22 protein-coding genes and 1 tRNA gene are annotated in these 26025 nt (G+C 33.6%); 21 read left to right on the plus strand and 2 right to left on the minus strand.

The genetic code is table 11. The features are described from left to right. Positions 1-7: 7 nt before the first annotated feature. Positions 8-583 carry a 30S ribosomal protein S16 gene (locus P178_RS0104550; protein ID WP_027065106.1) on the minus strand — a complete coding sequence of 192 codons (576 nt, stop codon included), beginning with the start codon at positions 581-583 and terminating at the stop codon, positions 8-10. Between the two features lie 411 nt (positions 584-994). On the opposite strand from P178_RS0104550, the gene dnaE reads away from it, so the two are divergent. From dnaE to P178_RS22860, 5 genes are all read left to right on the plus strand, one after another. Next, a complete protein-coding gene (dnaE, locus tag P178_RS0104565; RefSeq protein ID WP_027065107.1) occupies positions 995-5431 on the plus strand; it encodes a DNA polymerase III subunit alpha in 4437 nt (1478 codons plus the stop codon). Positions 5432-5643: 212 nt separating this feature from the next. Further along, positions 5644-5961: a thioredoxin gene (trxA, locus tag P178_RS0104570; protein WP_027065108.1), complete on the plus strand. Its 318-nt coding sequence runs from the start codon at positions 5644-5646 to the stop codon at positions 5959-5961. Positions 5962-6080: 119 nt separating this feature from the next. Continuing rightward, a complete protein-coding gene (locus P178_RS0104575; RefSeq protein WP_027065109.1) occupies positions 6081-7010 on the plus strand; it encodes a DUF58 domain-containing protein in 930 nt (309 codons plus the stop codon). Positions 7011-7082: 72 nt separating this feature from the next. After that, a tRNA-Asp gene (locus P178_RS0104580) sits at positions 7083-7156 on the plus strand. Positions 7157-7205: 49 nt separating this feature from the next. After that, entirely contained in the window at positions 7206-7391 is a 186-nt protein-coding gene (locus P178_RS22860) for a GIY-YIG nuclease family protein (protein WP_081819390.1), read from the plus strand. A gap of 249 nt (positions 7392-7640) precedes the next feature. Here P178_RS22860 and P178_RS0104585 read toward each other — a convergent pair whose 3' ends face one another. Then, a complete protein-coding gene (locus P178_RS0104585; RefSeq protein WP_027065110.1) occupies positions 7641-7907 on the minus strand; it encodes a hypothetical protein in 267 nt (88 codons plus the stop codon). Between the two features lie 242 nt (positions 7908-8149). Between P178_RS0104585 and P178_RS0104590 the strand changes: the two genes are divergently transcribed. From P178_RS0104590 to P178_RS0104670, 16 genes are all read left to right on the plus strand, one after another. Beyond that, entirely contained in the window at positions 8150-8629 is a 480-nt protein-coding gene (locus P178_RS0104590; protein ID WP_036145711.1) for a UpxY family transcription antiterminator, read from the plus strand. A 505-nt stretch (positions 8630-9134) separates the two neighbouring features. Continuing rightward, complete coding sequence (locus tag P178_RS0104595; RefSeq protein WP_027065112.1) at positions 9135-10481, plus strand: undecaprenyl-phosphate glucose phosphotransferase; 1347 nt, start codon at positions 9135-9137, stop codon at positions 10479-10481. 152 nt (positions 10482-10633) lie between these two features. Further along, positions 10634-11419: a polysaccharide biosynthesis/export family protein gene (locus tag P178_RS0104600; protein WP_027065113.1), complete on the plus strand. Its 786-nt coding sequence runs from the start codon at positions 10634-10636 to the stop codon at positions 11417-11419. Positions 11420-11431: 12 nt separating this feature from the next. Beyond that, a complete protein-coding gene (locus P178_RS0104605) occupies positions 11432-13738 on the plus strand; it encodes a GumC family protein (protein WP_027065114.1) in 2307 nt (768 codons plus the stop codon). A 47-nt stretch (positions 13739-13785) separates the two neighbouring features. Next, on the plus strand, positions 13786-14877 hold the full coding sequence (locus tag P178_RS0104610) for an acyltransferase family protein (RefSeq protein ID WP_027065115.1): 1092 nt from the start codon (positions 13786-13788) through the stop codon (positions 14875-14877). Positions 14878-14899: 22 nt separating this feature from the next. Then, positions 14900-16243, plus strand: coding sequence for a lipopolysaccharide biosynthesis protein (locus P178_RS0104615; RefSeq protein WP_197026780.1), 1344 nt, complete (start codon positions 14900-14902; stop codon positions 16241-16243). Between the two features lie 150 nt (positions 16244-16393). Further along, a complete protein-coding gene (locus tag P178_RS0104620) occupies positions 16394-16828 on the plus strand; it encodes an acyltransferase (protein WP_197026781.1) in 435 nt (144 codons plus the stop codon). Positions 16829-16889: 61 nt separating this feature from the next. Then, complete coding sequence (locus P178_RS21445) at positions 16890-17423, plus strand: acyltransferase (protein WP_231500502.1); 534 nt, start codon at positions 16890-16892, stop codon at positions 17421-17423. Positions 17424-17468: 45 nt separating this feature from the next. Further along, positions 17469-18317, plus strand: coding sequence for a hypothetical protein (locus tag P178_RS0104630; protein ID WP_027065118.1), 849 nt, complete (start codon positions 17469-17471; stop codon positions 18315-18317). A gap of 51 nt (positions 18318-18368) precedes the next feature. Next, positions 18369-19331 carry a glycosyltransferase family 10 domain-containing protein gene (locus P178_RS0104635; RefSeq protein WP_027065119.1) on the plus strand — a complete coding sequence of 321 codons (963 nt, stop codon included), beginning with the start codon at positions 18369-18371 and terminating at the stop codon, positions 19329-19331. A 13-nt stretch (positions 19332-19344) separates the two neighbouring features. After that, the gene (locus P178_RS0104640; protein WP_027065120.1) at positions 19345-20457 is read left to right on the plus strand and encodes a hypothetical protein; all 1113 of its coding nucleotides are present in this window, start codon (positions 19345-19347) and stop codon (positions 20455-20457) included. Continuing rightward, the gene (locus tag P178_RS0104645) at positions 20450-21043 is read left to right on the plus strand and encodes an acyltransferase (RefSeq protein ID WP_036145722.1); all 594 of its coding nucleotides are present in this window, start codon (positions 20450-20452) and stop codon (positions 21041-21043) included. The genes P178_RS0104640 and P178_RS0104645 overlap by 8 nt, the downstream gene beginning before the upstream one ends. Positions 21044-21054: 11 nt before the next feature. Continuing rightward, positions 21055-22299: a glycosyltransferase family 4 protein gene (locus P178_RS0104650; protein WP_027065122.1), complete on the plus strand. Its 1245-nt coding sequence runs from the start codon at positions 21055-21057 to the stop codon at positions 22297-22299. Positions 22300-22385: 86 nt separating this feature from the next. Continuing rightward, the gene (locus P178_RS0104660; protein WP_027065123.1) at positions 22386-23486 is read left to right on the plus strand and encodes a glycosyltransferase; all 1101 of its coding nucleotides are present in this window, start codon (positions 22386-22388) and stop codon (positions 23484-23486) included. Between the two features lie 42 nt (positions 23487-23528). Continuing rightward, a complete protein-coding gene (locus tag P178_RS0104665) occupies positions 23529-24833 on the plus strand; it encodes a hypothetical protein (protein ID WP_051638168.1) in 1305 nt (434 codons plus the stop codon). Between the two features lie 20 nt (positions 24834-24853). Next, positions 24854-26017 carry a glycosyltransferase gene (locus tag P178_RS0104670; protein WP_027065125.1) on the plus strand — a complete coding sequence of 388 codons (1164 nt, stop codon included), beginning with the start codon at positions 24854-24856 and terminating at the stop codon, positions 26015-26017. Positions 26018-26025: the final 8 nt, after the last annotated feature.

The raw sequence follows: 26025 nt of genomic DNA on the forward strand, positions 1-26025 counted from the left end.
TTAAAAATTATGCTTTATCTTCTTCAGCAGCAGGAGCTTCTGGAGTTTCAACAGCTTGTTCTGGCTCACCAGCAGCTTCAACAGCTTCTACTTCAGCTTCAGCGTTTTCACCTTCAGCAACTTCTGGTAAAGCAGCAGCGGCAGCATCAGCGGCACGCTTGTCGTTTACTTCTTTTTCTGCTTTCAATGCAGCAGCTCTAGCATCAGCTTTCACTTTATCTAAACCACCAACTTTATCAGCAATTGCTTGCTCTTTTTCAGCTAACCAAGTGTTGAACTTTTCTTCTGCTTGCTCTTCTGTTAATGCTCCTTTACGAACACCACCTAATAAGTGATGCTTTAAAAGTACACCTCTATAAGAAAGAATAGCTTTTGCTGTATCTGTAGGTTGTGCACCGTTTTGCAACCATTTTACTGAACTATCAACATTAAGTTCAATTGTTGCAGGGTTGGTATTAGGATTGTAGATACCTAATTTCTCTAAGAATTTACCATCTCTTTTAGCTCTTGCATCTGCAGCAACTACCCAATAGAATGGTTTTCCTTTTTTACCGTGTCTTTGTAATCTAATTTTTACTGGCATATCACATTAATTTGTAGGGTGCCCGACCCTTGATTATTAATTCTATTTTTTTAACTCGTTCGCCATCAACCAGCAAAGCTAATCTCAAAGCGGGTGCAAATATAATTGATTTTAACGAACTGACAATTAACAATTGCAGTTATTTAAACAGTGATTACTGAAAAATATTTCATTAAAAATTTACAAGAAACTTAAAACTCATAAAACATCAATAAATGCTATCGGTTCAAGACTATAACATGAAACTACAAGAAGGTGAAGTTCAATAAAATTATCATCAAAAAAAACCAATAAATTCATTCGTTAATAACTCTTAGCAACTCTGCTTCATCAAACAAGTCCTTTTTAGTAATTTTATAGGCACTTTTTAGGTCAATCATCTGACCGTGTTGAACACTCAGAAAATTCGCTATGTACCTCATATTTGATACCGAAACTACCGGTCTTCCAAAAAACTGGAATGCACCTATTACCGACACCGACAACTGGCCACGTTGTATACAGATTGCATGGCAATTGCATGATGAAATGGGTAATTGTATTGAACATCAAGATTATTTGGTGCGCCCTGACGGATTCAATATTCCATATGATGCAGAGCAAATTCATGGTATTTCTACTGAACTAGCAGAGCAAAAAGGTATTTCTTTATCTGAGGTATTAGAGAAGTTCAACATTGCCATGTCCAAAACTAAATTTATAGTCGGGCAAAATGTAGGGTTTGACCTTAATATTATGGGGGCTGAATTTCACCGATTAGGTGTTGAAAACCCATTACAAGAATTACCAGTTTTAGATACCTGTACCGAACATACGGCGCAACTTTGCCAAATTCCCGGTGGTAGAGGTGGTAAATTTAAACTTCCTACGCTAACAGAATTACACCAATTTTTATTTGGCGAACCGTTCGGGGAAGCGCATAATGCGACTGCCGATGTTGAGGCAACTACACGTTGTTTTCTTGAACTTATCCGTAAGCAGCAATACACCATTGAACAATTAGATGTTCAACCAGATTATTTTAAGAATTTCTCTGAAGCGAATCCGAAAGAGATCGAGCTTATTGGTTTAAAACACATAAACCTTAAAAAAGCATCGAAAAAAATTGCCGATGCACTTTGGGCAAAAGATACTGGCGGAGTTTCTCAAGAAGAAATTCAAGAGAACTTAGCTACGCTAGAGTCCGCTAGTTTTGCACATCTACACAATCACACTCAATTCTCTATATTACAGTCCACCACAAGTATTCCAGATTTAATCGCCAATACCGCTAAAGCTAAAATGCCTGCGGTTGCAATGACGGATCATGCGAATATGATGGGTGCCTTTCACTTTGTAAACGGTGTCATTAATCATAATAAAGGTGTTGTTTCTAGGAATGAAGCAAATCTTAAAAGATATGAAGCTACCCAGAATGGAACTTTAGAAGAAGGTCAAGAACCTTTAAACGAATTACCAGAACCAGAAATAGAGATTACACCTATTATTGGTTGTGAATTTCAAGTATGTGAAGACCACACCAATAAATCGCAAAAAGACAACGGGTATCAAATAGTAATGCTTGCCAAGAGTAAAAAAGGGTACTTAAACTTGGCTAAAATGTCTTCCATCGCCTTTGTCAGCGGAAAATACTACGTTCCCCGAATAGATAAAAAAGTTGTTGAGCAATACAAAGAAGATGTAATGGTGCTTACCGGTAACTTATATGGTGAAGTACCTAGCAAAGTTTTAAATGTTGGTGAAAACCAAGCTGAAGAAGCGCTAATTTGGTGGAAAGAAACTTTTGGTGATGATTTATATATTGAAATCATGCGCCACGGTCAAGAAGATGAAGACCGTGTAAACCAAGTATTGATTCAATTTGCAAAAAAACACGATGTAAAATTAGTCGCTACAAACAACACGTATTACACAGCTAAAGAAAATGCACATGCACATGACATCCTTTTATGTGTAAAGGATGGAGAAAAACAAGCTACACCTATAGGTCGTGGTCGTGGATATCGTTACGGTTTACCTAATCAGGAATACTACTTTAAATCATCGGAAGAGATGAAGGAGCTATTCAAGGATATTCCTGAAGCAATCATTAATATTCAAGAAATTGTAGATAAGGTTGAAACTTTTACATTAGCACGTGATGTATTATTACCTGCCTTTGATATTCCTGAAGAATTTCAATTTGAAGAAGACAAACTAGATAACGGTAAACGTGGGGAAAACAAATTTCTACGTCACATTACCTATGAAGGTGCCAAAAAAAGATACGGGGAAATAACACCTGCTATTGATGAACGACTAGACTTTGAGCTTAAAGTTATTGAGAAAACCGGTTACCCTGGTTATTTCTTGATTGTGGAAGATTTCATAAGAGCTGCAAGAGCTATGGATGTATCCGTAGGTCCTGGGCGTGGATCTGCAGCGGGGTCTGCAGTTGCTTACTGTTTATGGATTACGAATTTAGACCCCATTAAGTACGATTTACTTTTTGAGCGTTTCCTAAATCCGGATCGCGTAAGTATGCCCGATATTGATATTGACTTTGATGATGAAGGACGTGGTCGTGTGATGGATTATGTAATTGACAAATATGGTTCAAATCAAGTAGCACAGATTATCACTTACGGTACCATGGCTGCCAAATCTGCCATTAGAGATACGGCTCGTGCCTTAGATTTGCCTTTGCAAGATTCTGATCGCATGGCGAAGTTGATACCCGATATGTCTAAGCTAAAAAAAATTATTGGGGTTGATGAAAAAATCTTAAAGGCAAAATTTAGGGCAGAAGATTTAGTTAAGATAAATGAACTTTTGGCGATTTCTGAAGGTGACGGACTGGAATCTGAAACTTTAAACCAGGCATATATTCTTGAAGGATCTGTACGTAACACAGGTATACACGCTTGTGGTGTAATTATCACCCCAGATGATATTACGAAATTCGTTCCGGTAGCTTTGGCGAAAGACTCCGAAATGTATTGCACCCAGTTTGATAACTCGGTCGTAGAAGATGCGGGGTTATTGAAGATGGATTTCTTGGGATTGAAGACGCTAACCTTAATTAAGGATACCGTTAAAATTGTAAAAGCCAAACATGGTGTTGAACTAGATCCAGAGAATTTTCCATTAGATGATATAAAAACATACGAGCTCTTTCAAAGAGGAGAAACAGTTGGTGTATTCCAATATGAATCTCCCGGAATGCAGAAACACATGAGATCCCTTAAACCTACTGTTTTTGCGGATCTTATTGCCATGAACGCATTATACCGTCCTGGTCCAATGGAGTACATACCAAGTTTCATTGCCCGTAAACATGGTACTGAAGAAATTGTTTATGACCTTGATGCTTGTGAAGAATATTTAGCAGAGACCTATGGTATCACCGTATACCAAGAGCAAGTGATGTTGCTTTCGCAAAAATTGGCTGACTTTACAAAAGGTGAAGCCGATGTCTTGCGTAAGGCAATGGGTAAAAAGCAAAAGCATGTTCTAGATAAAATGAAGCCTAAGTTTATTGAACAAGCTTCTGCAAAAGGCCATGCAGCCGATAAATTAGAAAAAATTTGGAAAGATTGGGAAGCATTTGCAGCCTATGCCTTTAACAAATCCCACTCCACATGCTATGCTTGGATCGCATACCAAACCGCTTATTGTAAAGCCCACTACCCTGCCGAATATATGGCTGCGGTATTGAGTAATAATATGAATGACATTAAACAAGTTACGTTCTTCATGGAAGAATGTAAACGCATGGGATTGGATGTATTAGGTCCAGATGTCAATGAATCGTATTACAAATTTGCGGTAAATGATGCCGGTGCTGTTCGTTTTGGAATGGGCGCGGTAAAAGGTGTTGGTCGAGGTGCCGTAGAGACTATTGTAGAAAATAGAAAAGAAGAAGGAACGTATAAATCTGTGTTCGATTTTGCTAAACGAATTGATTTACGTGCCGCCAATAAGAAAGCATTTGAAAGTTTAGCAGTTGCCGGTGGTTTTGATTCTTTTGGAGACACTCACAGAGCACAATATTTTCATGATGAGGGAGATGGGGTAACATTTTTAGAAAAAACTATTAAGTATGGTGCCAAATTTCAAGAGAGCGAAAACTCTAGCCAAGTAAGTTTATTTGGTGATGCCAGCGAAGTACAAATACCAGAACCTGTAGTACCACCATGTGAAGAATGGGGTACGATGGAGAAACTGAGAAGAGAGAAAGAAGTTGTTGGTATTTACATCTCCGGTCACCCATTAGATGATTTTAAAACCGAAGTAAAAGCATTCTGTAATGCAAACATAGCTTGTGTACATGATTTACCTACTTATGTAAACAGAGAACTTACGTTCGCCGCGGTAATCACAGATGTGCAACATAGGGTTTCCAAAAACGGAAAAGGTTGGGCAGCTTTCACCATGGAAGATTATACGGATTCTTATGAGTTTAGAATATTTGGGGAGGAGTATCTTAAATTTAGGCACTTCTTAATGATCAATTCCTTCGCCTACGTGAAGTTATTTGTTCGTGATGGATGGATGAATAAGGATACTGGCAAAAAAGGGGACCCAAGAATGCAATTTAATAGCTTCATGCTATTACAGGAAGTAATGGAGACCTACGCAAAAAAGCTTACTATAAAATTAAATATTGCCGATCTGAAAGAAGAAAAAGTAAGAGCTTTAAAAGACACATTCACCAATCATAAAGGAGAGCACGCTATCAATTTTGTAGTTTATGAGATGGAAGAAAAAATAAAAGTGAATTTAAATAGTAGGAAACAAAAAGTGCATATTTCAAGTGAGTTATTACAACTTTTAGAAAAACAAGACGTTCACTTTAAGCTGAATTAGACATACCTCTTGTGGTATTTTTACATGAATTTAATGAAAAATCAATGAAATCTTGACACACTTATAACTTTCATGTAGCAGCAAAAAGTAAGAAAATAACTATAAAGATTAATAAATTAGCTTGATACCGTTATAGGTAAAACGAATTGTAAGCCCGTAAGGAAACAGAAGAATAATTGACTAAATTTGCATAATCAATAAAAGTAAATAAGATGGCATTAGAAATAACAGATGCTACTTTTGACGAGGTAGTTTTAAAAAGCGATAAACCAGTAGTAGTAGATTTTTGGGCAGCATGGTGCGGTCCTTGTCGTATGGTAGGTCCTATCATTGACGAAGTTAGTACTGAATATGACGGCAAAGCTGTTGTTGGTAAAGTTGATGTAGATGCAAATCAAGAATTTGCTGCTAAATACGGGGTACGTAACATACCTACCGTATTAGTATTCAAAGATGGCGAAATTGTAAGCAGACAAGTAGGTGTTTCACCTAAAAAAGTTTACACTGATGCTATTGATGCAGCTTTGTAAGCACTACTAAGTATAATATTATAAATAAAAAGAGCTGGCTTATGTCAGCTCTTTTTATTTGGGTCAATTTTAATTAGACCTATCCTTATAGTTCATTTGTCTTTACTATCTTTAATTTTGTGAATCTACAATCAGAATTAAACAAGTCTACCCTATTTTCAAATCTAGAGCTACTTGCCAACCAAGTAGTAGAAGGTTTTATCAGTGGCATACACCGAAGTCCCTTTCATGGTTTCTCTGCGGAATTTGCGGAACACAAAATCTATAACAATGGCGAAAGTACCAAACATTTAGATTGGAAGCTTTTTGCCAAAACAGACAAACTCTACACCAAACGTTACGAAGAAGAGACCAATTTAAGATGCCATATGATATTGGATAATTCAGCATCTATGTATTATCCGCAAATAGATAATTTAAGCATTGACTCTTTAAATAAAATTGGTTTTAGCGTATTAGCTATAGCCGCATTAATGAACGTGCTTAAAAGGCAGCGTGATGCAGTAGGTTTAAGTATTTACGCTGATGCATATAACTACTACGCTCCTGAAAAAGGAAGTGAACGTCATTTTCAAATGCTATTAGCACAGTTGAATGAAGTGAGCTTGACAAAAAACCCGCCAAAAGAGACCAAAACATACACCTACTTACATCAAATAGCAGAAAATATTAAACGTAGAAGTCTCATATTTTTATTTACGGACATGTTTCAAACAGAAAAAAATGATGAAGAATTGTTCGAAGCACTTCGTCATTTAAAATATAACAAGCATGATGTGGTACTTTTTCATCCGATGGACAAGCAACGTGAATTATTTTTCGATTTTGAAAATACACCTAAAAGATTTGTTGATGTAGAAACGGGGGAGCATTTAGACCTTTACGCAGACAATATCAAGGAAGCATATAACGAACGAATTACTACGTATCTATCTGATATTAAAATGAAATGCGCTCAATATAAAATCAAATATGTTGACATAGATATACAGCGAGATTTCTCTACAGTGCTCAATACTTTTCTTGTAGAAAGAAATAAATTTCTCTAGACAGAAAAAAAAGTAAAAAAAATGTTTGCGCAATACAAATAACTACATATATTTGCACTCGCTAAACGCCACGGTCTGGTAGTTCAGTTGGTTAGAATACCTGCCTGTCACGCAGGGGGTCGCGGGTTCGAGTCCCGTCCAGACCGCTAAAAGCTCTCAAGAAATTGAGAGCTTTTTTCGTTTATAAACTATTTTATGACCAACCACTACGTTTACATTATTTATTCTATTTCGCATGATGTCTATTACAAAGGATATTCCACAGATTATATAATGCGATTGGAGCAACATAATCAAGGCAAAACAACATACACCAAAAACAAAAGACCGTGGAAACTGGTCTATGCAGAAAAATTAGATCACAAAAAGAAGCTCTTATAAAAGAGAAAATGTTGAAAAGGCAACATAGGCAATATCTACTCTGGCTTTTTAGTCAAAAAACGAACCTTATAAAATAGGTTAGTATACATGTCTCGGCTCAGCCGAGAGGGTCGCGGGTTCGAGTTCCCGCTTGTTTCGGATCAGCCGAGATCCAGACCGCTAAAAGCTCTCAAGAAATTGAGAGCTTTTAGCGTATATAAATAATTTTAGCTTTGATTAAAGTTATATTAAGTGCTTAACCTAAAAAATTTAAATCAATTTCCTCTTGGTTCTTAGCATTCTCTCATTCATTATTTGAGCATATAGAATTTGGTTTTCTTCAATTTGTCTTTCTCGATCAGAAACCTCAAATACAGATTCGTCACTTATAAGAGCACTAGAAAATTCTTCATCTTTTTGACTGTCGATAGTTAAATCGTTCAACAATAGATTTAACTCGTTAGAAACTTCAGTTTCAGATAAAACTACTGTATTTTCTTTCGAGACCACAGATTTTAATAGGCTTAAAAATGTCATAAGTATTGATTTGGGGTTTAGTATAAAACGACACCAATACTAAAATAGTATATTTTAAAGTAATCTTTTTCTTACATGTTGTATTTATGCTTAAATATTCTGTATTAACTTTAAAAAACTATAATTAACTCATTAACCTTTAACAATACCTGTATGAATGCAAAATTCTTATTTTAGAGCTTCTAAAATACTACAACAGCAAAAAAATAGTTACCATATTAGAGAATCCCTTATCTATATTTATGTTGAAAAACTGGTATGTACTTTATGTAAAACCTAAGAATGAAAAAAAGGTAGCAGAAAGATTATTGACTCATAAAATTGAAGTCTACTGCCCAATGGTCAAGGAAGTTAAACAATGGAGTGACCGAAAAAAAACTATTGAAGCTCCCTTATTCAAATCCTATGTATTTGTACAAATCGCAGAATTAGATCGAAAGAAGGTATTTGAAGTACCCGGTGTTGTACGATACTTGTTTTGGTTAGGCAAACCTGCTATAGTTCGCAATAATGAAATGGAAACTTTAAAAAAGTGGTTATCTAATGATACGGTAGAAAACTACAGTCTATGCAAATTAGAATCTGGTGATAAGGTTGCCATCAAATATGGGGCGTTAAAAGACCAAAAAGCTGAAATTATAGAAGTAGGTAAAAAACGCGTAAGACTAGTTCTTGAAGGCATGGGGGTTGTTCTTAATATGAAAATCAAAGACCTTGTTTGATCTTCTTTCTATTTTTAATTGGCTAAAAGAACAATCTAACCATACCACAAAAATAAATCTACTTCCATAATTTTAAAATTTGAATTTACCGTTCGTCCAAGTTCTCTACACTTTATCTAAGTGTAATAAATAATAAAAATTATACCTTAAATATAGTGGTCTTTAAATGATAATTATACTCATCAATTTATGTTAATATAGTTATAAATTATGTCCCATAATTAGTTATTCATAATTTATAAATTAGATAACATTAAAGTTTGGTATGTAAGACTTAGCTACTTATGTTTGCCATAATTATTTCATCCCCCGTAAAATTTTTAGAAGCCATTAGGTAGGCTTCATTTTAATCTATTATACCTTCCGTTAGTTCTTAAATATGGGGCTGACAATGCGGAGCGCTACGCCAAATTTCAAATCAATAAATTCTTTGGGTTTCTAACATTAGTGCTAACTCATCCTTACAATATTAATATTATAACCATTTCATCTATTTACAAGTGATATGAAAAAATCATTTTTTGTAATACCACTTTCATTTTTAGCCCATATTATAATTGTTAATATAACCTTATATATATTAACGCCTAATACCTATTTAAATACTTTCAGTATTGCTTTTTTAAATATATCATGGTTTTTGATTACTTATAGTTTAGACTTTTACCCTACTGCTAGAAGAGAAAGCTTTGGTCAAAGCCTTAAAAACTTCTTTAAGCTTTATTTACTATTTGGTTTAGTCTATTTTACATCCTTTGCATTTTTGAAACCCTACTCATATTCTTGGCAATACCTATTTTTGGTTTATCTTCTAATCTGCTTATTACTAATGTTATTTAGAATATTTTTTTACTGGTCCAGAAATCTTGTCAGAACCAAAGAATATGTTCATACAAGAACTGTGGTTATAGGCAGAGATAAGAACCTCAAAAAAATTCGCCGCATTTTTGACATCCCAAAATATGGCTACAGATATATGGGCTATTTTGACAATTCTAAATCTAACAGTCCTACATATTTGGGTAACATTGAAAGTAGTTATGAATATATCTTTAAAAACAATGTTGAAGAAGTGTATTGCATGGCATCACGATTGTCAAAAGATGAGATAAGACATTTGATGAATATTGCTGATAACAGCTTAAAGAAACTTAAGATAATTCCAGATAATAAAGAACTGTTTTCAAGAGCAATGTCCATTGAATTATATGATTCTGTACCCGTTTTAAATTTAAGGGCCTCACCTTTAGATCTAGAATATTCGAATTTAATAAAACGAATATTTGACATCATCTTTTCTTTATTAGTTATCATCTTTGTTTTATCGTGGTTAACACCCTTGGTTTTTATTCTCATGAAGCTAGATTCAAAAGGGCCGTTGTTCTTCAAACAAAAGCGCCACGGGGTCAATAAAAATACATTTTGGTGTTATAAATTTAGATCCATGACTAAAAGTGATGATAGCGATACCAAGATGGCAACAAAAAATGACATGCGTGTTACCAAGTTTGGCAGGATTTTAAGAAAAACTAGTATAGATGAACTTCCTCAGTTTTTTAATGTATTAAAGGGTGATATGAGTATTGTAGGCCCAAGACCACATATGGAAGTGCATACCAGGCAATATGAAACTTCCGTAGAAAAATATCTGGTACGTCATTTTTTAAAACCCGGTATTACCGGTTTGGCACAGGTTAAAGGCTACAGAGGTGAAATTATCCAAAAATCAGATATTGTTAATAGGGTTAGATATGATATTTTTTATATGGAAAAATGGTCTATTCTTTTAGATATTCAAATTATCTTTCTAACGGTAACCAATATTTTCACAAAAGACAAAAAAGCATATTAATTATGTATGGCATAAATACCCGAACCATTTTTATACACCTAAGAAATAGACTTTTAGCCAATAGTACTATTTTTGAACATTAATTATAACTTATGGTTTAATTGTTCCCATAAGATTGAAGAAATTAAAACATTAACACTATATATCATCATATGAACCATTTACTTAATTATAGAAGATTCCTAGTTTTTATTCTTCTTCCTTTAATTTTTTCCTGTTCCCGTAGAAATTTAGGATATTTCAGCAATTATGGTGAAGAAAAACTTCTTACTGAAAAAATCACCTTGAACCCTAAACAACCAGTTATACAATCTGGTGATCTTCTTCAAATAAATATTACCGATTCAAATCCTCTTGCTGCCGCCCCGTTTAATAGAATTTCTCAAAAATCAGACAATACTGGTGGTGGTTCTACTTCATCTAGTGCTTCAGAAGGTTATTTAGTGGATGAAAATGGAATAATAGATTTCCCTATTTTAGGAAAAATAAAAATTGGCGGACAAACAAAATCCGAAGCTAAGTTAAGTTTAACGAACTTATTAACGAATTATTTAGGTAACCCTATTGTAAGTATTCGCTATCTAAATTATAGAATAACAGTAGTGGGCGAAGTTAAAAACCCCAATACATTTTTAGTCCCTTCAGAACGAATAAATTTAATTGAAGCTATAGGTATGGCCGGTGATTTAACAATTTATGGCAAACGAGATAATATTATGATTATTAACGAATCTGATGGAGTACGCACTATAGCCAAATTAGACTTAAATGACAAAGCTATTTTAGATTCTCCATATTTCTATTTACAACCCAATGACATTGTATACGTAGAACCTGTAATTGCCAGGAAAGATCAATCGAGTTTAACTAGAAATAACATTTCCCTAGTTCTTGGTATTCTCTCTTTGGCCTCTCTTATGTATCTTAATTTTAAATAAAAGTATCAAAGAATGTTTGAACTAAATTCAAGGTCGACGAAAACCGAGAGTACAGATTTAAGGGAACTTCTGATTCAATATTTTAAGTATTGGTACCTTTTTGCCATAGGTGCGCTACTATGTATTGGTGCTGCCTTTCTATATATTCGCTACAAAACAGTTCCACAATATTTAATTAGCAGTTCTGCACTCATTAAAGATAAAGATGCGGGTAGTAGTGCTACTACAGCAGAAACTTTAGGTAATCTAGGATTGATAAAACCCTCTGGCAATATAGACGACCAAATTGGCATATTAGGATCAACTAGTCTAATGAAAAAAGTACTGGACGGGTTAAACTTGAACGTTAACTATCAGATAAAGGGGCAAGTAAAGGATGTTACGGTTTACTGGAAAAACCTTCCCTTTTATATTGCAACGGATGATACTAAAAAACCATTGACAATTCCTCCTTTTATAATTCAACCAAAAGATTCCTTGAGCTTTTATTATAAAAATAGCATAGGCGAAGAGAATGCGCAAGGTAAAACGCTTATGTATGGGGAGAATATCCAATTTGGAAGTAGCCAATTTCAGGTTTTAAAAAATCCATTATATAGTAATATATCTAAAATCCATGGCCCAGTCCTTGTTAATTTTATTGATACTAAAAATTTAGCGGAGGCCTACTGTGGACAATTAAAGATAGAAACCGTAAATACTACAGGTAGTTTATTAAAACTTACCATGCTAGATGCCATACCCCAACGAGGTGAAGATATTATTCTTGATCTTTTAGAGTTGTATGCAGAAGAATCTGTGAAATATCAAAATCAATTGGCTATTAGCACTATAGAAATAATTGATCAAAGACTAAAATTACTTACAGGAGAAATAACGGATGTAGAAAAAGATATAGCAGAATATAAACAAGACAACGACTTAACGAATATAAGTTCAGATGCAGCCATCTATTTGCAAAGTGCCAAAGAATCAAGCAGAAGATTAGAGGAATATCAAACACAAATCGATATTTTAGCATCCATTGAATCCTATATGCGAAATGGCAATGATAATCGATTAGTTCCAAGTTCGTTAAACATTCAAGACCCTACACTTTCTGCCTTAATTTCTCAATTTAATGCGAATCAATTAGAGCGTAAAAACTTGCTGCGTAGTACACCTGAAGACAACCCATTAATTGTAAATATCGACCGAACATTAGCAGATCTTAGATCCGATTTATTGGAAAATCTTAAGAATATTAAAAACAGCTTACAAATTGCACAAAATAATGAACGACAAAACTCATATCGTTCACAATCCAAAATAGCTAAAGTTCCCACTGCTGAACGTGCTCTATTAACTATAAATAGAGATCAGGGCATTAAACAAGATCTTTACCTCTACCTCTTACAAAAACGAGAGGAAGAAGCTCTTTCGCTTGAAGCACCAATATCAAACACACGTATTGTAGATGCCCCTAGTTCTACCAATTACCCTGTAAGCCCTAATAAAACTTCTATATATATAGGTGCTTTAATTTTTGGTATTTTTCTACCTTTTACTTTTGTTTTTGTTAAGAACCAAGTCAATAATAAAATAACAGGTGTTTCTGACATTAGTAAATTAACAAACACACCATATTTAGGTGAAATTTCACACAATGATAAAAACGCTACCTTAATAGTAGGAGAAAATACGAACACTTCAGCAGCAGAACTTTTTAGATTAATGCGCTTCAATATAGTATATCAAACCTCTGGTAGATCAAATAAAGTAATATTGGTTACCTCTGGAAAACAAGGTGAGGGCAAAACTTTTTTCACTATAAATATTGCTGCTAGTTTAGCCCTTGCTGGGCACAAAGTAATATGCCTAAGTTTTGATCTTCGTGCTCCACGGCTTTCTAGAAACTTAAATCTAAAATCAAAAAAAGGCATTACAGATTATATTTTAGATAAGAATACTACCATAGCTGAAATAACCACGGACAACCCAGAAATAGAAGGTTTTAGCACTATTGGTTCCGGACAAATATTACCCAATGCAGGTGAGTTAATGACACACCCTAGAGTTGGTGTTTTAATTGAAGAATTAAAAAGGTCCTACGATTTTATTCTTATAGACTCTGCACCAGTTGGTAAGGTGGCAGATGCATATGGTTTAGCTCCATACATTGACACCACAGTATTTTTAATACGCCAAGATTATTCTAGTAAGACAGAAGTGAAAATTTTAGATGATATCTACAAAAATCAAAAACTAAACTATCCTATGGCCGTACTTAACGATACGAATGCCAAAAACAAGTACGGATATGGGGACTTAGCAGGATAAGTCATACCAAATAACAAACTCCACTGAATTAATTTAATTCCAAATTAATGTCACAGATATTTAAATACAACCCAAGCTTAGATGGTCTTAGGGGCATTGCTGTAATTTGCGTATTACTCGTTCATGCCTCTTACGGAAAGATTAGTGGCGGCTTTCTAGGAGTAGATCTTTTTTTTGTTCTTAGTGGTTATTTGATCACTGCTATTCTTCTAAAAGAGTTTACCCTTTATGGCAATATCTCTTACTTTAATTTTTATATTAAAAGATTTCTAAGATTACTACCTCCGCTGGCGGTTTGTATTATTCTTTACTTAATATATCAGTCTTATATTTCTCCTACAGGTAATGAAAGTCCATTACTAATAGTCTTTTCAAGTCTTTTCTATTTCGTGAATTTTGTTCATGAATCTTATTTAGGCCCATTAGTACATCTCTGGTCACTTTCAGTGGAAGAACACTTTTACCTCTTTTGGCCTATTTTAATGGCTGGTTTAATATTTAAACTTCCTAAAAGGAAGCAAATGATTTTTATATTCTTTTTTATAGCCATAATTACTGTCTTTAGAATCTGGGTATATTATACGAATTCTATTGAACCCATGCATTTTGGTATTTTTTCCATAGACTCGTATAGATTCACTTTTTGCAGAATAGATGCTATAATGCTTGGCGGGTTAGCCGCAATAGGATTGAGTGAAGATCCAAATTCGTTTAACTTAAAAATTCAACCTAATCTGGGATTAATACTACTTTTAGCTCCATTGGGTTTTTTAGTCTTGTTTTTAGATGTGGACAACCTAGTATGGCGCTACGGCGGTTTTATTGGCACAAACTTATTGGCTCTTGCCATAATATTATTTGCTGTTAAAAATCCTAAAAACAGAATTTTAGGGAATTCCATTTTACTATGGTTTGGACAACGCTCTTATGGTATTTATGTATATCATTACCTAATTTTTTTAGCAATGGAACCATTAAGAGTTTCTGGAAGTGTTTCAAATTTAATTATAGTAACTACGTTAAGGGTTGTTGCTAGCTTACTATTTGCTGAAATTTCTTATCGAATTATTGAAAAACCTATTTTAAAACTAAAAAGTAAATTTCAAAATAAGGGAATTAGGAAAACCGCTCAGCTTTAAGAGTCATTAGTTATTCTTTCAATTGAAAAAGGCTTTTAATTCAGCACAAACCAGTTCTCACTTACAAATGTTAAGCAATTTAAAATCACATCCTATTTTCACTAGAGCAACAGATTGGGTAAAACTAATTGGTGTTACTGGCACGGCACAAGTAGGTGTACAGGCAATAGGCCTGTTATGTGGTGTTTTGGTGATTAGAATGCTTTCTACAGATGAATATGCCCTATACACCCTTGCTAATACAATGTTGGGTACCATGGTAATGTTAGCCAACGCCGGTATACCAATAGCCGTTATGGCAGAAGGTGGTAAAGTCTGGCAAGACAAAGAAAAATTAGGTGAGGTATTAGTTACCGGTTTCGACTTTAGAAAAAAATTTGCCATAGGCAGCCTCGTAATCGGTATTCCTATTTTATCCTATTTATTGTATAAGAATCAGGCAAGTCCATTAATGATAATTCTAATTATATCTGGGCTTATACCGGTATTCTACACACAACTTTCAGATGTATTATTACAAATTGCTCCTAAACTAAAGCAGGACATAGTTCCATTACAAAAAAATTTGGTACTTGTTAATTTGGGTAGATTATTTCTTTTAGGTTTATCGCTTATAGCTTTTCCTTTCGCATTTGTAGCCATCCTATCTGCCAGTATACCTCAAGTTTTAGGAAATTTTAATTTAAAAAAAATAACGAAGAGTTATGCAGACTGGGATCAGAAACCATCACCTGTATTAAAACAAAAAATGATGGGCACCGTAAAAAGGGTGTTACCAGAGGCTATTTATTACAGTATATCTGGACAAATCACAATTTGGATTTTGTCCATCTTTGGCTCAACCACATCTTTAGCAGAAATTGGAGCATTAGGGCGCATTGCAATGATCATTAATTTAGTATCCATCTTATTTGGTATGTTGGTTATACCAAGGTTTGCTAGACTACCCCAATTATATACATTATTATTAAAAAGATACGTACAAGTACATCTATTGGTATTTGTAGTTTTTTGTTTTTTTATAGGGCTTGTATATATATTCCCTAAGGAAATACTTTGGGTATTAGGACCACAATATGCCAACTTAAAATATGAATTATTTTTAGCGGTCATAGGTAGCTGTTTAAGTGTATTTTCAGGTATTGTTTTTTCGTTATATTCAAGTCGAGGTTGGGTTATGAATCCGGCAATATCCATTCCTATAAGTATTGCAACAATTAGTTTGGCAATTTGGTCAACAGATGTAACCACGTTAATAGGCGTACTGTGGCTTAATATTATTGTAGGTACCATTCAATTATTAATACATAGTGGGTATGGTTTTTTGAAGATATTTAAGATTAGAAGAATTGAACCCAATGAGTAATTATCACATTGGATAATACTTATTAAGAACGTATTTGTTTAATACATTATGATAAAATATTTCTTTGCTGAACTTAAACTATTCATCTGTAACAAGATGATATCTAAAGTACCTAGTCATCGTATACGACTATGGTATTACAGGGTTTTTATGAAGTTTAGCATTGGTAAAAAAAGTGCTATTTTCCTTAACTGTACTTTTGACAACTCTTCTGGATTTATAATGGGTAACAATTGTGTCATCAATGCAAAATGTAGAATGGATGCTAGAGGAACCATTACTTTAGGTGAAAATATCTCCATTTCAGAAGAAGTAATAATACTAACAGCAGACCATGACCCCTACTCCCCTAATTTTCAAGGACAAAATAAACCAGTGAAAATTGAAGATTATGTATGGATCGGCACCAGAGCTATGATCTTACCTGGAGTTACTTTAGAAAAAGGTTGCCTGATAGCTGCTGGCGCTGTGGTAACAAAATCCGTACCTCCTTTTGAAATTTGGGGAGGTGTACCCGCCAAAAAAATTGGTGAAAGAAACAAAAGTTTACAGTACACGGTAGACTATAAACGTCTACTACATTAATTTATAAAAAGTGGTTAGCAAATTTATACAAAAGGCTTTTTTCGTATTTAGATTTCGATATTTGGCATCTTTTACTTCATTTTTCAGAAAGAACTATTATCGTCTTTTAGGTATGCAAATAGGTAAAGGAACAAACCTTCCTAAAATTAGTATTACTTGGCCGCACCAAGTTGAAATAGGTAATAACTGTCAGTTAGAACCCAACATACTTTTTAAATATGATGGTATATGGGAAAAAGGACCGTCGATAATTATAAATGAAAATGTATTTCTAGGGGCTAATTGTGAGTTCAACATAACTGATCGTATAATTATAGGAAAAGACAGTATGATAGCTTCTGGCTGTAAATTCATTGACCATAATCATTCTACAGAATTACTGCCAAAGAGTGAAAGGCAACCAGATACCAAAAAAGCTATTATAATTGGTAAAGATGTTTGGTTAGGTGTTAATGTTGTAGTATTATCTGGAGTAAGTTTAGGAGATGGTTGTATAATTGGTGGTGGCGCAGTGGTTACAAAATCTATACCCTCATTCGAAATATGGGGAGGTATTCCTGCTAAAAAAATTGGAATGAGAAGGTTGGTTGTATAATTGGGATAAACATCTTAAGGCAAAACAATAAAACAATTTATAAATATGATTTTAAAAGAAAAATCAAATTTCCTTATTGTAGGAACTGTTAGAAATGTTGATAAAACCTTAGAACTCGATGTAAATAGGCTAACAAAGTCAATTGGAAAAACAAAAAACTTAAGTTGGTTTTTTGTTGAATCAGACAGTGATGATGACACTCTTAAAATTCTTAAAGACTTAAATAAGAAAATAAATAATTTCAATTTTATATCACTAGGAAACTTAACTAATCGATTCGAAAAACGAACTGAAAGATTAGCATTTTGCCGAAACAGGTATGTTGAAGAAATACAAAAAAAATATCCAACAATAGATTTTGTCATAGTAGCGGATCTAGACAATCTCAATAAAAAACTAACTGAAACTTCTATCGACAGCTGTTTTAAAAGTACTGATTGGGACATGTTGTCTGCAAATCAAAATGGTCCATATTATGATATATGGGCACTTAGACATAAAACTTGGTGTCCTAACGATTGCTGGGAAACTTTTCATTTTTATAATAATTTCGTAAAAGATGAAGAAACTAACATGCAAAATCATATTTATTCTAAAATGATAAAAATTCCATCAAATACTAATTGGATAGAAGTAGATTCTGCTTTTGGTGGATTTGCAATATATAAAAGATGGGTTTTCGATTTCGGGAATTACAATGGAGTTAATGAAAACAATAATGTCATTTGTGAACATGTGCATTTCCACAAATTACTTAAAGATCAAGGCGCAAAACTATTCATTAACCCGAATCTTATTAATGCCAATTATACTGAAATGACCCTAGCCATAAAACCTAAATACCGAAATAGAAGAAGAATGAAAAACTTTATCAATTCTTTTAAATCTAGATAAAAAAGTTTTAGCCTATTTAAATCATAATTTGAACTTTCACCAGAAATAATAATGAGGATATATTCTATTAATAAAACTTACAAACCATTTACTGATAAGGTGTCTTTAAATTATTTACAGTCTAAAGGAATAACTTATACCAGTAAAATATTAACCTCAGATATTCTCCTTAGTTCCTCAACTAATAGCAAAATTTTTAAAATTTTTAAAATTCTTTTTTTCTGGAAAAAATTTCTTGTTTATACAAACGAACCCCGAGAAGACTACAGTTTTAACAATTTCGAAAAAAAGAATTTAATCATTATGAACGTTTATAGCGGAAATGTTTTCTTTAACAACTTACATTTTTTAGGTTCATATCACTACAATTTCACAAACAATCTGGGAATTCCATTTAACAAAAACCAAATACAAAATAAAACGAGCAATTATCAGAAAGAGAAAAATTGTGCAGCAATCTTCGGATATAAAAATCCAAATCAATCAACACTTTTCAAAAATAATGAAGACATAAGTCTTAATGCATACAGGCAAAATTTAGCCATTTTTTTAAACTCGAAAGGGAAATGTGATATTATTGGCGGTGGCTGGCCAAATACAATCGAAGTAATTGAAGAATCGGGGTTTGAAAGCGGAGGACAGACTTGGTGGGATAGAAAAATCAGTTTGCTGAAAGACTACAAATTTAATATTTGTATTGAAAATACCGCATATCCTTACTATTGTACAGAAAAATTATGGCATGCAATAGCTAGTGGCTGTCTCCCAATTTATTATGGTAAAAACACTGCGATTTACGACACCTTTAATGATAACTCATTTATAGACGCATCTACATTTAACACATTTGAAGAACTGTATACGTTTTTAAATGAAATGTCAGAATCAGAATATTCTGAACGTTTTGAAAATTGCAAGAAAATTATGCTCAAATCACTGCTAAATAAGCAGCATGCTAATAAAATGGAAATTTTGGACAGATTTATTCTAAATATGAAAAAACTAACAAATTGAATCTACAAAAATTTTGAAAATCATCTTTATATGCGGAAGTGTAGAACAAGGATGTGATGGTGTAGGCGATTATACTAGAAGACTTTGTGCAACCTTATATAAACTAGGTTATTCGGCAGGTATAATTGCTATTAACGATAGTTCTATCGCCAAACCAGAAGCAGTTACCCAAAAAGAAGATGACATTAATGTTGAAGTTTATAGATTACCTAGTACACTAGCCAGAAAAGAACGTTATAAATTAGCTCAGGAGTGGATAGAAGAAAAGAATCCCAAGTGGTTAAGCTTACAATTTGTACCTTATTCTTTTTCAGAAAAAGGAATACCGTTTAGTTTAGCTTCGGAACTTAAAGGTCTTGGCAAAGGAAGAAATTGGCATATTATGTTTCATGAACTATGGATAGGTATGGATGATTCTTCTAGTATTAAGGAAAAAATAATTGGATTATTACAGCGTCTAATTATAAAATCTATGGTTTTTCAATTAAAACCTATAACCATACATACACAGACCCATATTTACAAACATCATCTTAAAGACCTAGGTTACCAAAGTAGTTTACTACCGTTGTTCTCGAATATCCCCGTTTACAAAGAGCATAAGAATAGTGAAAAAGAAGATATAACATTTGTGATTTTTGGAGGAATACATGCAAATGCTCCCATAAAAAAATTCATAAAAGAAGCATCTAAATATTTTTCTAAGATTGGCAAAACAATTTCACTAATTACTATAGGTAGAAATGGAAAAGAACTAGATAATTGGATCCATATATGGAATTCCTCAGGATTATCAACAAAGCAGATGGGCGAACAATCTAAAGAGGTTATTTCAACTACTTTATCCAATGCCGACTATGGAATTTGTACAACACCGTTGGTTCTATCAGAAAAAAGTGGTTCTGTAGCAGCAATGCATCTTCACAATTTACCGGTCATTTGCGTTGCAAGAAATTGGAGCACTGGAGTACAAATAAGTAAAAAAGAAATATCTGTAATGAATTACCAAGAAGGTAATTTCCACAACATGATTATGAATGCTAATACTATTCACAAAGTGGATAACTCAGCCAACAAAATTGCAAAACTATTCTTAGATTCTCTTAAAATTAATATTGATGGCTAAATTCAGTTATTTATGGTCAAATAGAGTTAAACCACCCATAGGCTCTCTACTGTTTTTAAAGGTATGGCTAAAACGTCTTATCTCACTACCAGAACTAACGAAAAGAAATATTCGAAGGTTAAAATTAATTCAAAATGGGGCAAAAATATCTGAAACCGCAGAAATTGGCCAAATTGAAATTGGGGGTGCAAAAAAATTATTGGCAATAGGTTCTTTCTCTTTTCTAGGACGAGTAAATATTGCGTTACATGATCAACTGATTATAGGCGATAATGTATGTATAAATGATGGCGTAGAAATATTGACCGCTTCTCATGATGTTCAAGATCCATTATGGCGTCATAAAAAAGCTAAGATTATTATTGATGATTATGTTTGGATTGGCACAGGTGCAATGATACTGCCTGGTGTACATTTAGGTAAGGGTTGTGTTGTAGGCGCAAGAGCAGTTGTTTCTAAATCAGTTTTACCTGGCGATATTGTAGCAGGTAACCCCGCAAGACCTGTTTCTACTAAAAGAAGTAAAGAATTAAATTATAATCCATGTGAATTCTTAGCATCAAACCGCTGCTGGTTGGTTGGCTAAAACTAATTAAAATGAAATTACTATTTTCTCATATTACCAACAATACCAATGCAAAATCTGCTGCATTGGAAATTTACAAGGCTGGTCTTCTAGATGAATATTATACAACAATAGCTGTATTTCCAAATAGCTATTGGGATTATTTAAGTAAAATTAAAGGCCTTTCGGAAATTGGAAGAAGACGATTTGACCCTGTTCTGGAACCCTATGTAAAAACAAGTCCGTTTAGCGAAATTTGTAGACAAATAGCAACAAAAGCAGGTATATCCAGTCTAATTAATCAAGACTCAGGTATATTTCATATAGATGAAGTTAGTAGAAGGTTAGACCAAAAAGTAGCAAGAAATCTTGTAAAGGCTCAAAAAAGAAATGTTGGAGGAGTTTACAGTTTTGAGGATTTTGCGGTACAGTCTTTTAGAAGAGCCAAAACCTTGGGTATCAAAAATTTTTATGACTTACCAATTGGGTATTGGAGAGAATCACATAGGCTTTTAACAATAGAACAGGAAAAATGGCCAGAGTGGGCATCAACCCTTACGGGCTTTAATGATTCTGAAAAGAAACTTAAACAAAAAGATGAAGAATTACAATTAGCAGATGCTATTTTTGTAGCAAGTAGTTTTACTGCAAAAACATTAAAATCTTATCCGGGTCAACTAGCACCTATCCATATTATACCTTATGGGTTCCCTACTGTTACCAAAAAGAAAAAAAATTATACCCAACCTAGTAAAACAAGACGATTAAAACTACTATTTGTTGGTGGGCTTACCCAAAGGAAAGGGATTGCAAATCTTTTTGCAGCTGTTGAAACATTAGAGAAGCATGTTGAATTAACAATAGTTGGTTATAAAGCAAGTGAAAATTGCAAACCTTTAAATGAAGGCTTGGCTAAACATAATTGGATACCAACCTTATCAAATGACAAAGTTCTTGAGTTAATGAGGGAAAGCGATGTATTGATATTTCCTTCACTTTTTGAAGGTTTTGGGCTAGTGATTACCGAAGCCATGTCTCAAGGCACTCCTGTCATAACCACAGACCGTACCGCAGGTCCAGATATTATGACACATAACAAGGACGGATGGCTTGTTGAAGCTGGGTCTACCGAGGCATTGAAAGAACAAATAGAAAACTTATTAATAGACTCAAAAATACTATCAGAAACAAGTAAAGAAGCAATATATACAGCTGAAAATTGGACATGGGAAGACTATGGACAAAGACTCACTGAGACTATCAACAAATCATTTTAAGATTCTTAACGAAACCTATAACATTGAAAAAAGTTATTTTTTTAAATTCACATCCCATCCAATACTTTGCGCCGATGTACAAATTCATGAACGAGAAAGGCGTAAAAACCGAGGCTTGGTATTGTTCAGATGATTCTATAAAAGGAGGGTTTGATAAAGAATTTGGGGTCAATATAACTTGGGACATTCCGCTTTTAAAAGGTTATCATTATCGTTTTTTTAAAAATAGTTCATGGAAACCATCAATATTCAATGGCTTTTTTGGCCTAATCAATCTTGGAGTTCTAATTCAATTATTTCGTGAACCTAAAGCTGTAATAGTTGTACATGGTTGGAACTATTTTACACACTTCATGGTTTTAATGCTAGGAAAATTACGAGGGCATACCATCTGTTTAAGAAATGATATGCCATTAAGTCACGAGTTCTATAAGCAAGGTTGGAAACAAAAAATAAAAAAAATTGGCTTAAAATATTTTCTTTTTCCCAGAGTTAATAAATTCTTTTATATAGGATACCAGAACAAGCTTTTTTATAAAAGTTATAATATTGATGATACAAGATTAGTATCATGCCCATATGCGGTCGACAATGAAAGATTTGGGGAACAATATAAATTATTAAGCCCTAAAATTTCCGAAATAAAGCATACTATGGGAATACCTGCAGGTGATAAAATAATTATATTCTCAGGAAAATATATTGAAAAAAAAAGACCACTTGATTTATTACAAGCCTTCAAAAATTTAAACAGTCCAAATTGTTGGCTTATCATGGTGGGTGAAGGTGAATTAAGAGCCACAATGGAGGCTTATATTATGCAGCATTCCCTTAAACAAGTTATCTTAACCGGATTTGTAAATCAATCAAAAATAGCAGAGTACTATGCTATCGGTAATGTATTTGTAATGTGTTCATCATTAGGAGAAAACTGGGGCCTATCTGTAAATGAAGCTATGAATTTTGACCTTCCTTTACTACTTTCTGACCTTACAGGTTGTTCTAACGATTTAGTTAAAGAAGGTAATAATGGGTATGTATTTAAAACAGGTGATGTTGACGCTTTAACTATAAAGCTCAATGAAATTTTGCTGAAGAATCAATTATCTTGGTCCACATCTTCTAAATCTATTATAGATGATTATGATTTCAATACCATTATAAAAAACTTAAGACCACTTTTATAATTCTAAAATACAGTTATAGTTTAGCCATTAGGCACATAGTAAATGACAGATTCAAATTACATAAATAGTAATCAAAATACCGAAAGGTTAATAAAAATAGGTATTTGGACCTATCTTTTTCTATTGCTATTTGAGGGAGCTTTAAGAAAATGGTTCCTACCTTTTTTATCTGGACCCCTGGCACTAATTCGTGATCCATTAGCATTACTTCTAATTTTAATGGCTTTAAAAAATGGATTTTTAAAATTAAATATTTACATCGTATCCACAGTTTTTATTACTACTATAGCAGTAGCCACTACCTTTCTGGTAGGACATGGCAATTTAGGTGTAAGCATCTACGGCGCTAGAATACTACTGATCCAATTTCCCCTCATATTTGTCATTGGTAATGTTCTAAATTATAAGGATGTAATAAAAATGGGCAGGGTGTTTATTTGGATAGCAATACCGATGACTATGCTTATGATTCTGCAATTTTACAGCCCTCAAACTGCATGGGTAAATAGAGGATTAGGAGGTGATTTAGAAGGTGCTGGTTTTTCAGGTGCATTAGGTTTTTATAGACCTCCAGGTACATTTTCATTTATATCTGGGCTAACTCAATTTTATGGTGTTGCTGCTTGCTTTATAATGTACTTTTGGTTTAAACAACAAGAAATTAATCGCTACATATTAATTCTAGCAACTTTAGGATTATTAGCAGCTATTCCTTTTTCTATAAGTCGCACACTTTTGTATCAAACAATAATTACTGTTTTTTTTATGGTAATTGCAGCATTTCATAAATCTAAATACATACCTAAAATAATCTTTGGATTTGCGGGGTTCGTTGCTTTATTTATGATTTTAATAAATACAGGTTTTTTAGCAACACCTTTAGAAGCCTTTACATCTCGTTTTGAAGGAGCAACAAAATATGAAGGAGGAGTAAGTGGTACTATTATTGATCGTTATTTAGGGGGTATGGTAAACGCTGTAACAGGTACTGCGGATAATCCGTTTTTTGGTCATGGAATTGGTATAGGAACCAATGCCGGTGGTAAACTCTTAACAGGAGATAAAGTAATGTTGATCTATGCCGAAGATGAATGGGCAAGGCTTATTGGTGAATCTGGTCTTTTGTTGGGTTTAGTGATGATTTTCATAAGAATTGGCCTAAGCATTCAATTAACAATCGCCTCGTATAAAAGGCTCAGAATAGGGAACATGCTACCTTGGCTACTTTTAAGTTTTTGCCTTACAATTATACCAAATGGGCAATGGGGACAAATTACAACACTAGGTTTTGCTACATTCTCTACCGGTATACTGATTGCTTCTTTTAACAATAAAGAAGATCTCTGAATACAAAGCTAAATTTTTAAATGAATATTATATTTTTTACGCATCCTAGATTTTTAGGTCATCAAAGCATGCCACGTTTCGCCAATATGCTAGTTAATGGCATGAAGAAAAAGGGGCATCAGGTAGAAGTTTGGACTCCAAAACCAAATTTTCATAAGCTTCCGGCAACTGAAACCTTAAAAAAATGGCTGGGATACATCGATCAGTTTATAGTTTTCCCAATTGTAGTAAAACAAAGATTAAAATCTGTAGATAAAAATACCTTATTTGTTTTTACAGATAATGCATTAGGTCCTTGGGTTCCTTTGGTTTCAAATAGGAATCATGTTATTCATTGTCATGATTTTTTAGCACAACGTTCAGCTTTTGAGGGTATAGATGAAAATCTTACAGGATTTACCGGAAAGTTGTACCAAAAGATAATTAAAAAGGGATACACCAAAGGCAACAACTTCATTTCCGTATCGAAAAAAACACAATCAGATTTACATAAATTATTGAACTTTACACCAGCTGTTTCTGAAGTAGTCTATAATGCAATGAATAGAGATTTTGCTCCGCAAAAAATAGATGACACTAGAATTAAAGTAGCGAAGGAAACAGGGATAGCCTTTTTGGATGGTTATATTTTACATGTAGGCGGAAATCAATGGTACAAAAACAGAATTGGTGTTGTAGAGATATACAACGAACTTAGAACTCATTTCAATATAACGAAACCATTACTTTTAGTTGGTACCGAACCGAATAATGAATTATTGAACCTAATAGTTTCATCTCCTTTTCAAAAAGACATTCATTCCTTATCTGAATGTTCAGATGAAATGGTCAAAAATTTGTATTCTGGGGCATCATTACTCTTATTTCCTTCTTTAGATGAGGGGTTTGGTTGGCCAATTGCAGAAGCCATGGCTTCTGGTTGTCTAGTTGTTACGACCAATGAGCCCCCCATGACCGAAGTGGGTGGACAGGCAGGTTTTTACATACCTAAACGTCCTTTGAATTTAAATAATTCTAATTGGGCATTAGAATCTGCAGGTATCGTAAATGATGTACTTTCATTAAACCCCATAACGCACAAAAAAAATGTTTTGCAGGGCATTGAAAATGTAGAACGTTTTAAACAAAAAAAAATGTTAGAAGCGGTAGAAGAAATTTATTCCAAAATAATTACCACAGAATAATAAGAAAA

Source organism: Maribacter sp. Hel_I_7, from assembly GCF_000688315.1.
Lineage (GTDB): Bacteria > Bacteroidota > Bacteroidia > Flavobacteriales > Flavobacteriaceae > Maribacter > Maribacter stanieri.

Coding starts and splice junctions, on each gene's coding strand:
- P178_RS0104550 (WP_027065106.1), bottom strand. CDS start 583: ATGCCAGTAAAAATTAGATTACAAAGACACGGTAAAAAAGGAAAACCA.
- dnaE (WP_027065107.1), top strand. CDS start 995: ATGTACCTCATATTTGATACCGAAACTACCGGTCTTCCAAAAAACTGG.
- trxA (WP_027065108.1), top strand. CDS start 5,644: ATGGCATTAGAAATAACAGATGCTACTTTTGACGAGGTAGTTTTAAAA.
- P178_RS22860 (WP_081819390.1), top strand. CDS start 7,206: ATGACCAACCACTACGTTTACATTATTTATTCTATTTCGCATGATGTC.
- P178_RS0104585 (WP_027065110.1), bottom strand. CDS start 7,907: ATGACATTTTTAAGCCTATTAAAATCTGTGGTCTCGAAAGAAAATACA.
- P178_RS0104590 (WP_036145711.1), top strand. CDS start 8,150: ATGTTGAAAAACTGGTATGTACTTTATGTAAAACCTAAGAATGAAAAA.
- P178_RS0104595 (WP_027065112.1), top strand. CDS start 9,135: ATGAAAAAATCATTTTTTGTAATACCACTTTCATTTTTAGCCCATATT.
- P178_RS0104600 (WP_027065113.1), top strand. CDS start 10,634: ATGAACCATTTACTTAATTATAGAAGATTCCTAGTTTTTATTCTTCTT.
- P178_RS0104605 (WP_027065114.1), top strand. CDS start 11,432: ATGTTTGAACTAAATTCAAGGTCGACGAAAACCGAGAGTACAGATTTA.
- P178_RS0104610 (WP_027065115.1), top strand. CDS start 13,786: ATGTCACAGATATTTAAATACAACCCAAGCTTAGATGGTCTTAGGGGC.
- P178_RS0104620 (WP_197026781.1), top strand. CDS start 16,394: ATGAAGTTTAGCATTGGTAAAAAAAGTGCTATTTTCCTTAACTGTACT.
- P178_RS0104630 (WP_027065118.1), top strand. CDS start 17,469: ATGATTTTAAAAGAAAAATCAAATTTCCTTATTGTAGGAACTGTTAGA.
- P178_RS0104635 (WP_027065119.1), top strand. CDS start 18,369: ATGAGGATATATTCTATTAATAAAACTTACAAACCATTTACTGATAAG.
- P178_RS0104645 (WP_036145722.1), top strand. CDS start 20,450: ATGGCTAAATTCAGTTATTTATGGTCAAATAGAGTTAAACCACCCATA.
- P178_RS0104650 (WP_027065122.1), top strand. CDS start 21,055: ATGAAATTACTATTTTCTCATATTACCAACAATACCAATGCAAAATCT.
- P178_RS0104660 (WP_027065123.1), top strand. CDS start 22,386: ATGAACGAGAAAGGCGTAAAAACCGAGGCTTGGTATTGTTCAGATGAT.
- P178_RS0104665 (WP_051638168.1), top strand. CDS start 23,529: ATGACAGATTCAAATTACATAAATAGTAATCAAAATACCGAAAGGTTA.
- P178_RS0104670 (WP_027065125.1), top strand. CDS start 24,854: ATGAATATTATATTTTTTACGCATCCTAGATTTTTAGGTCATCAAAGC.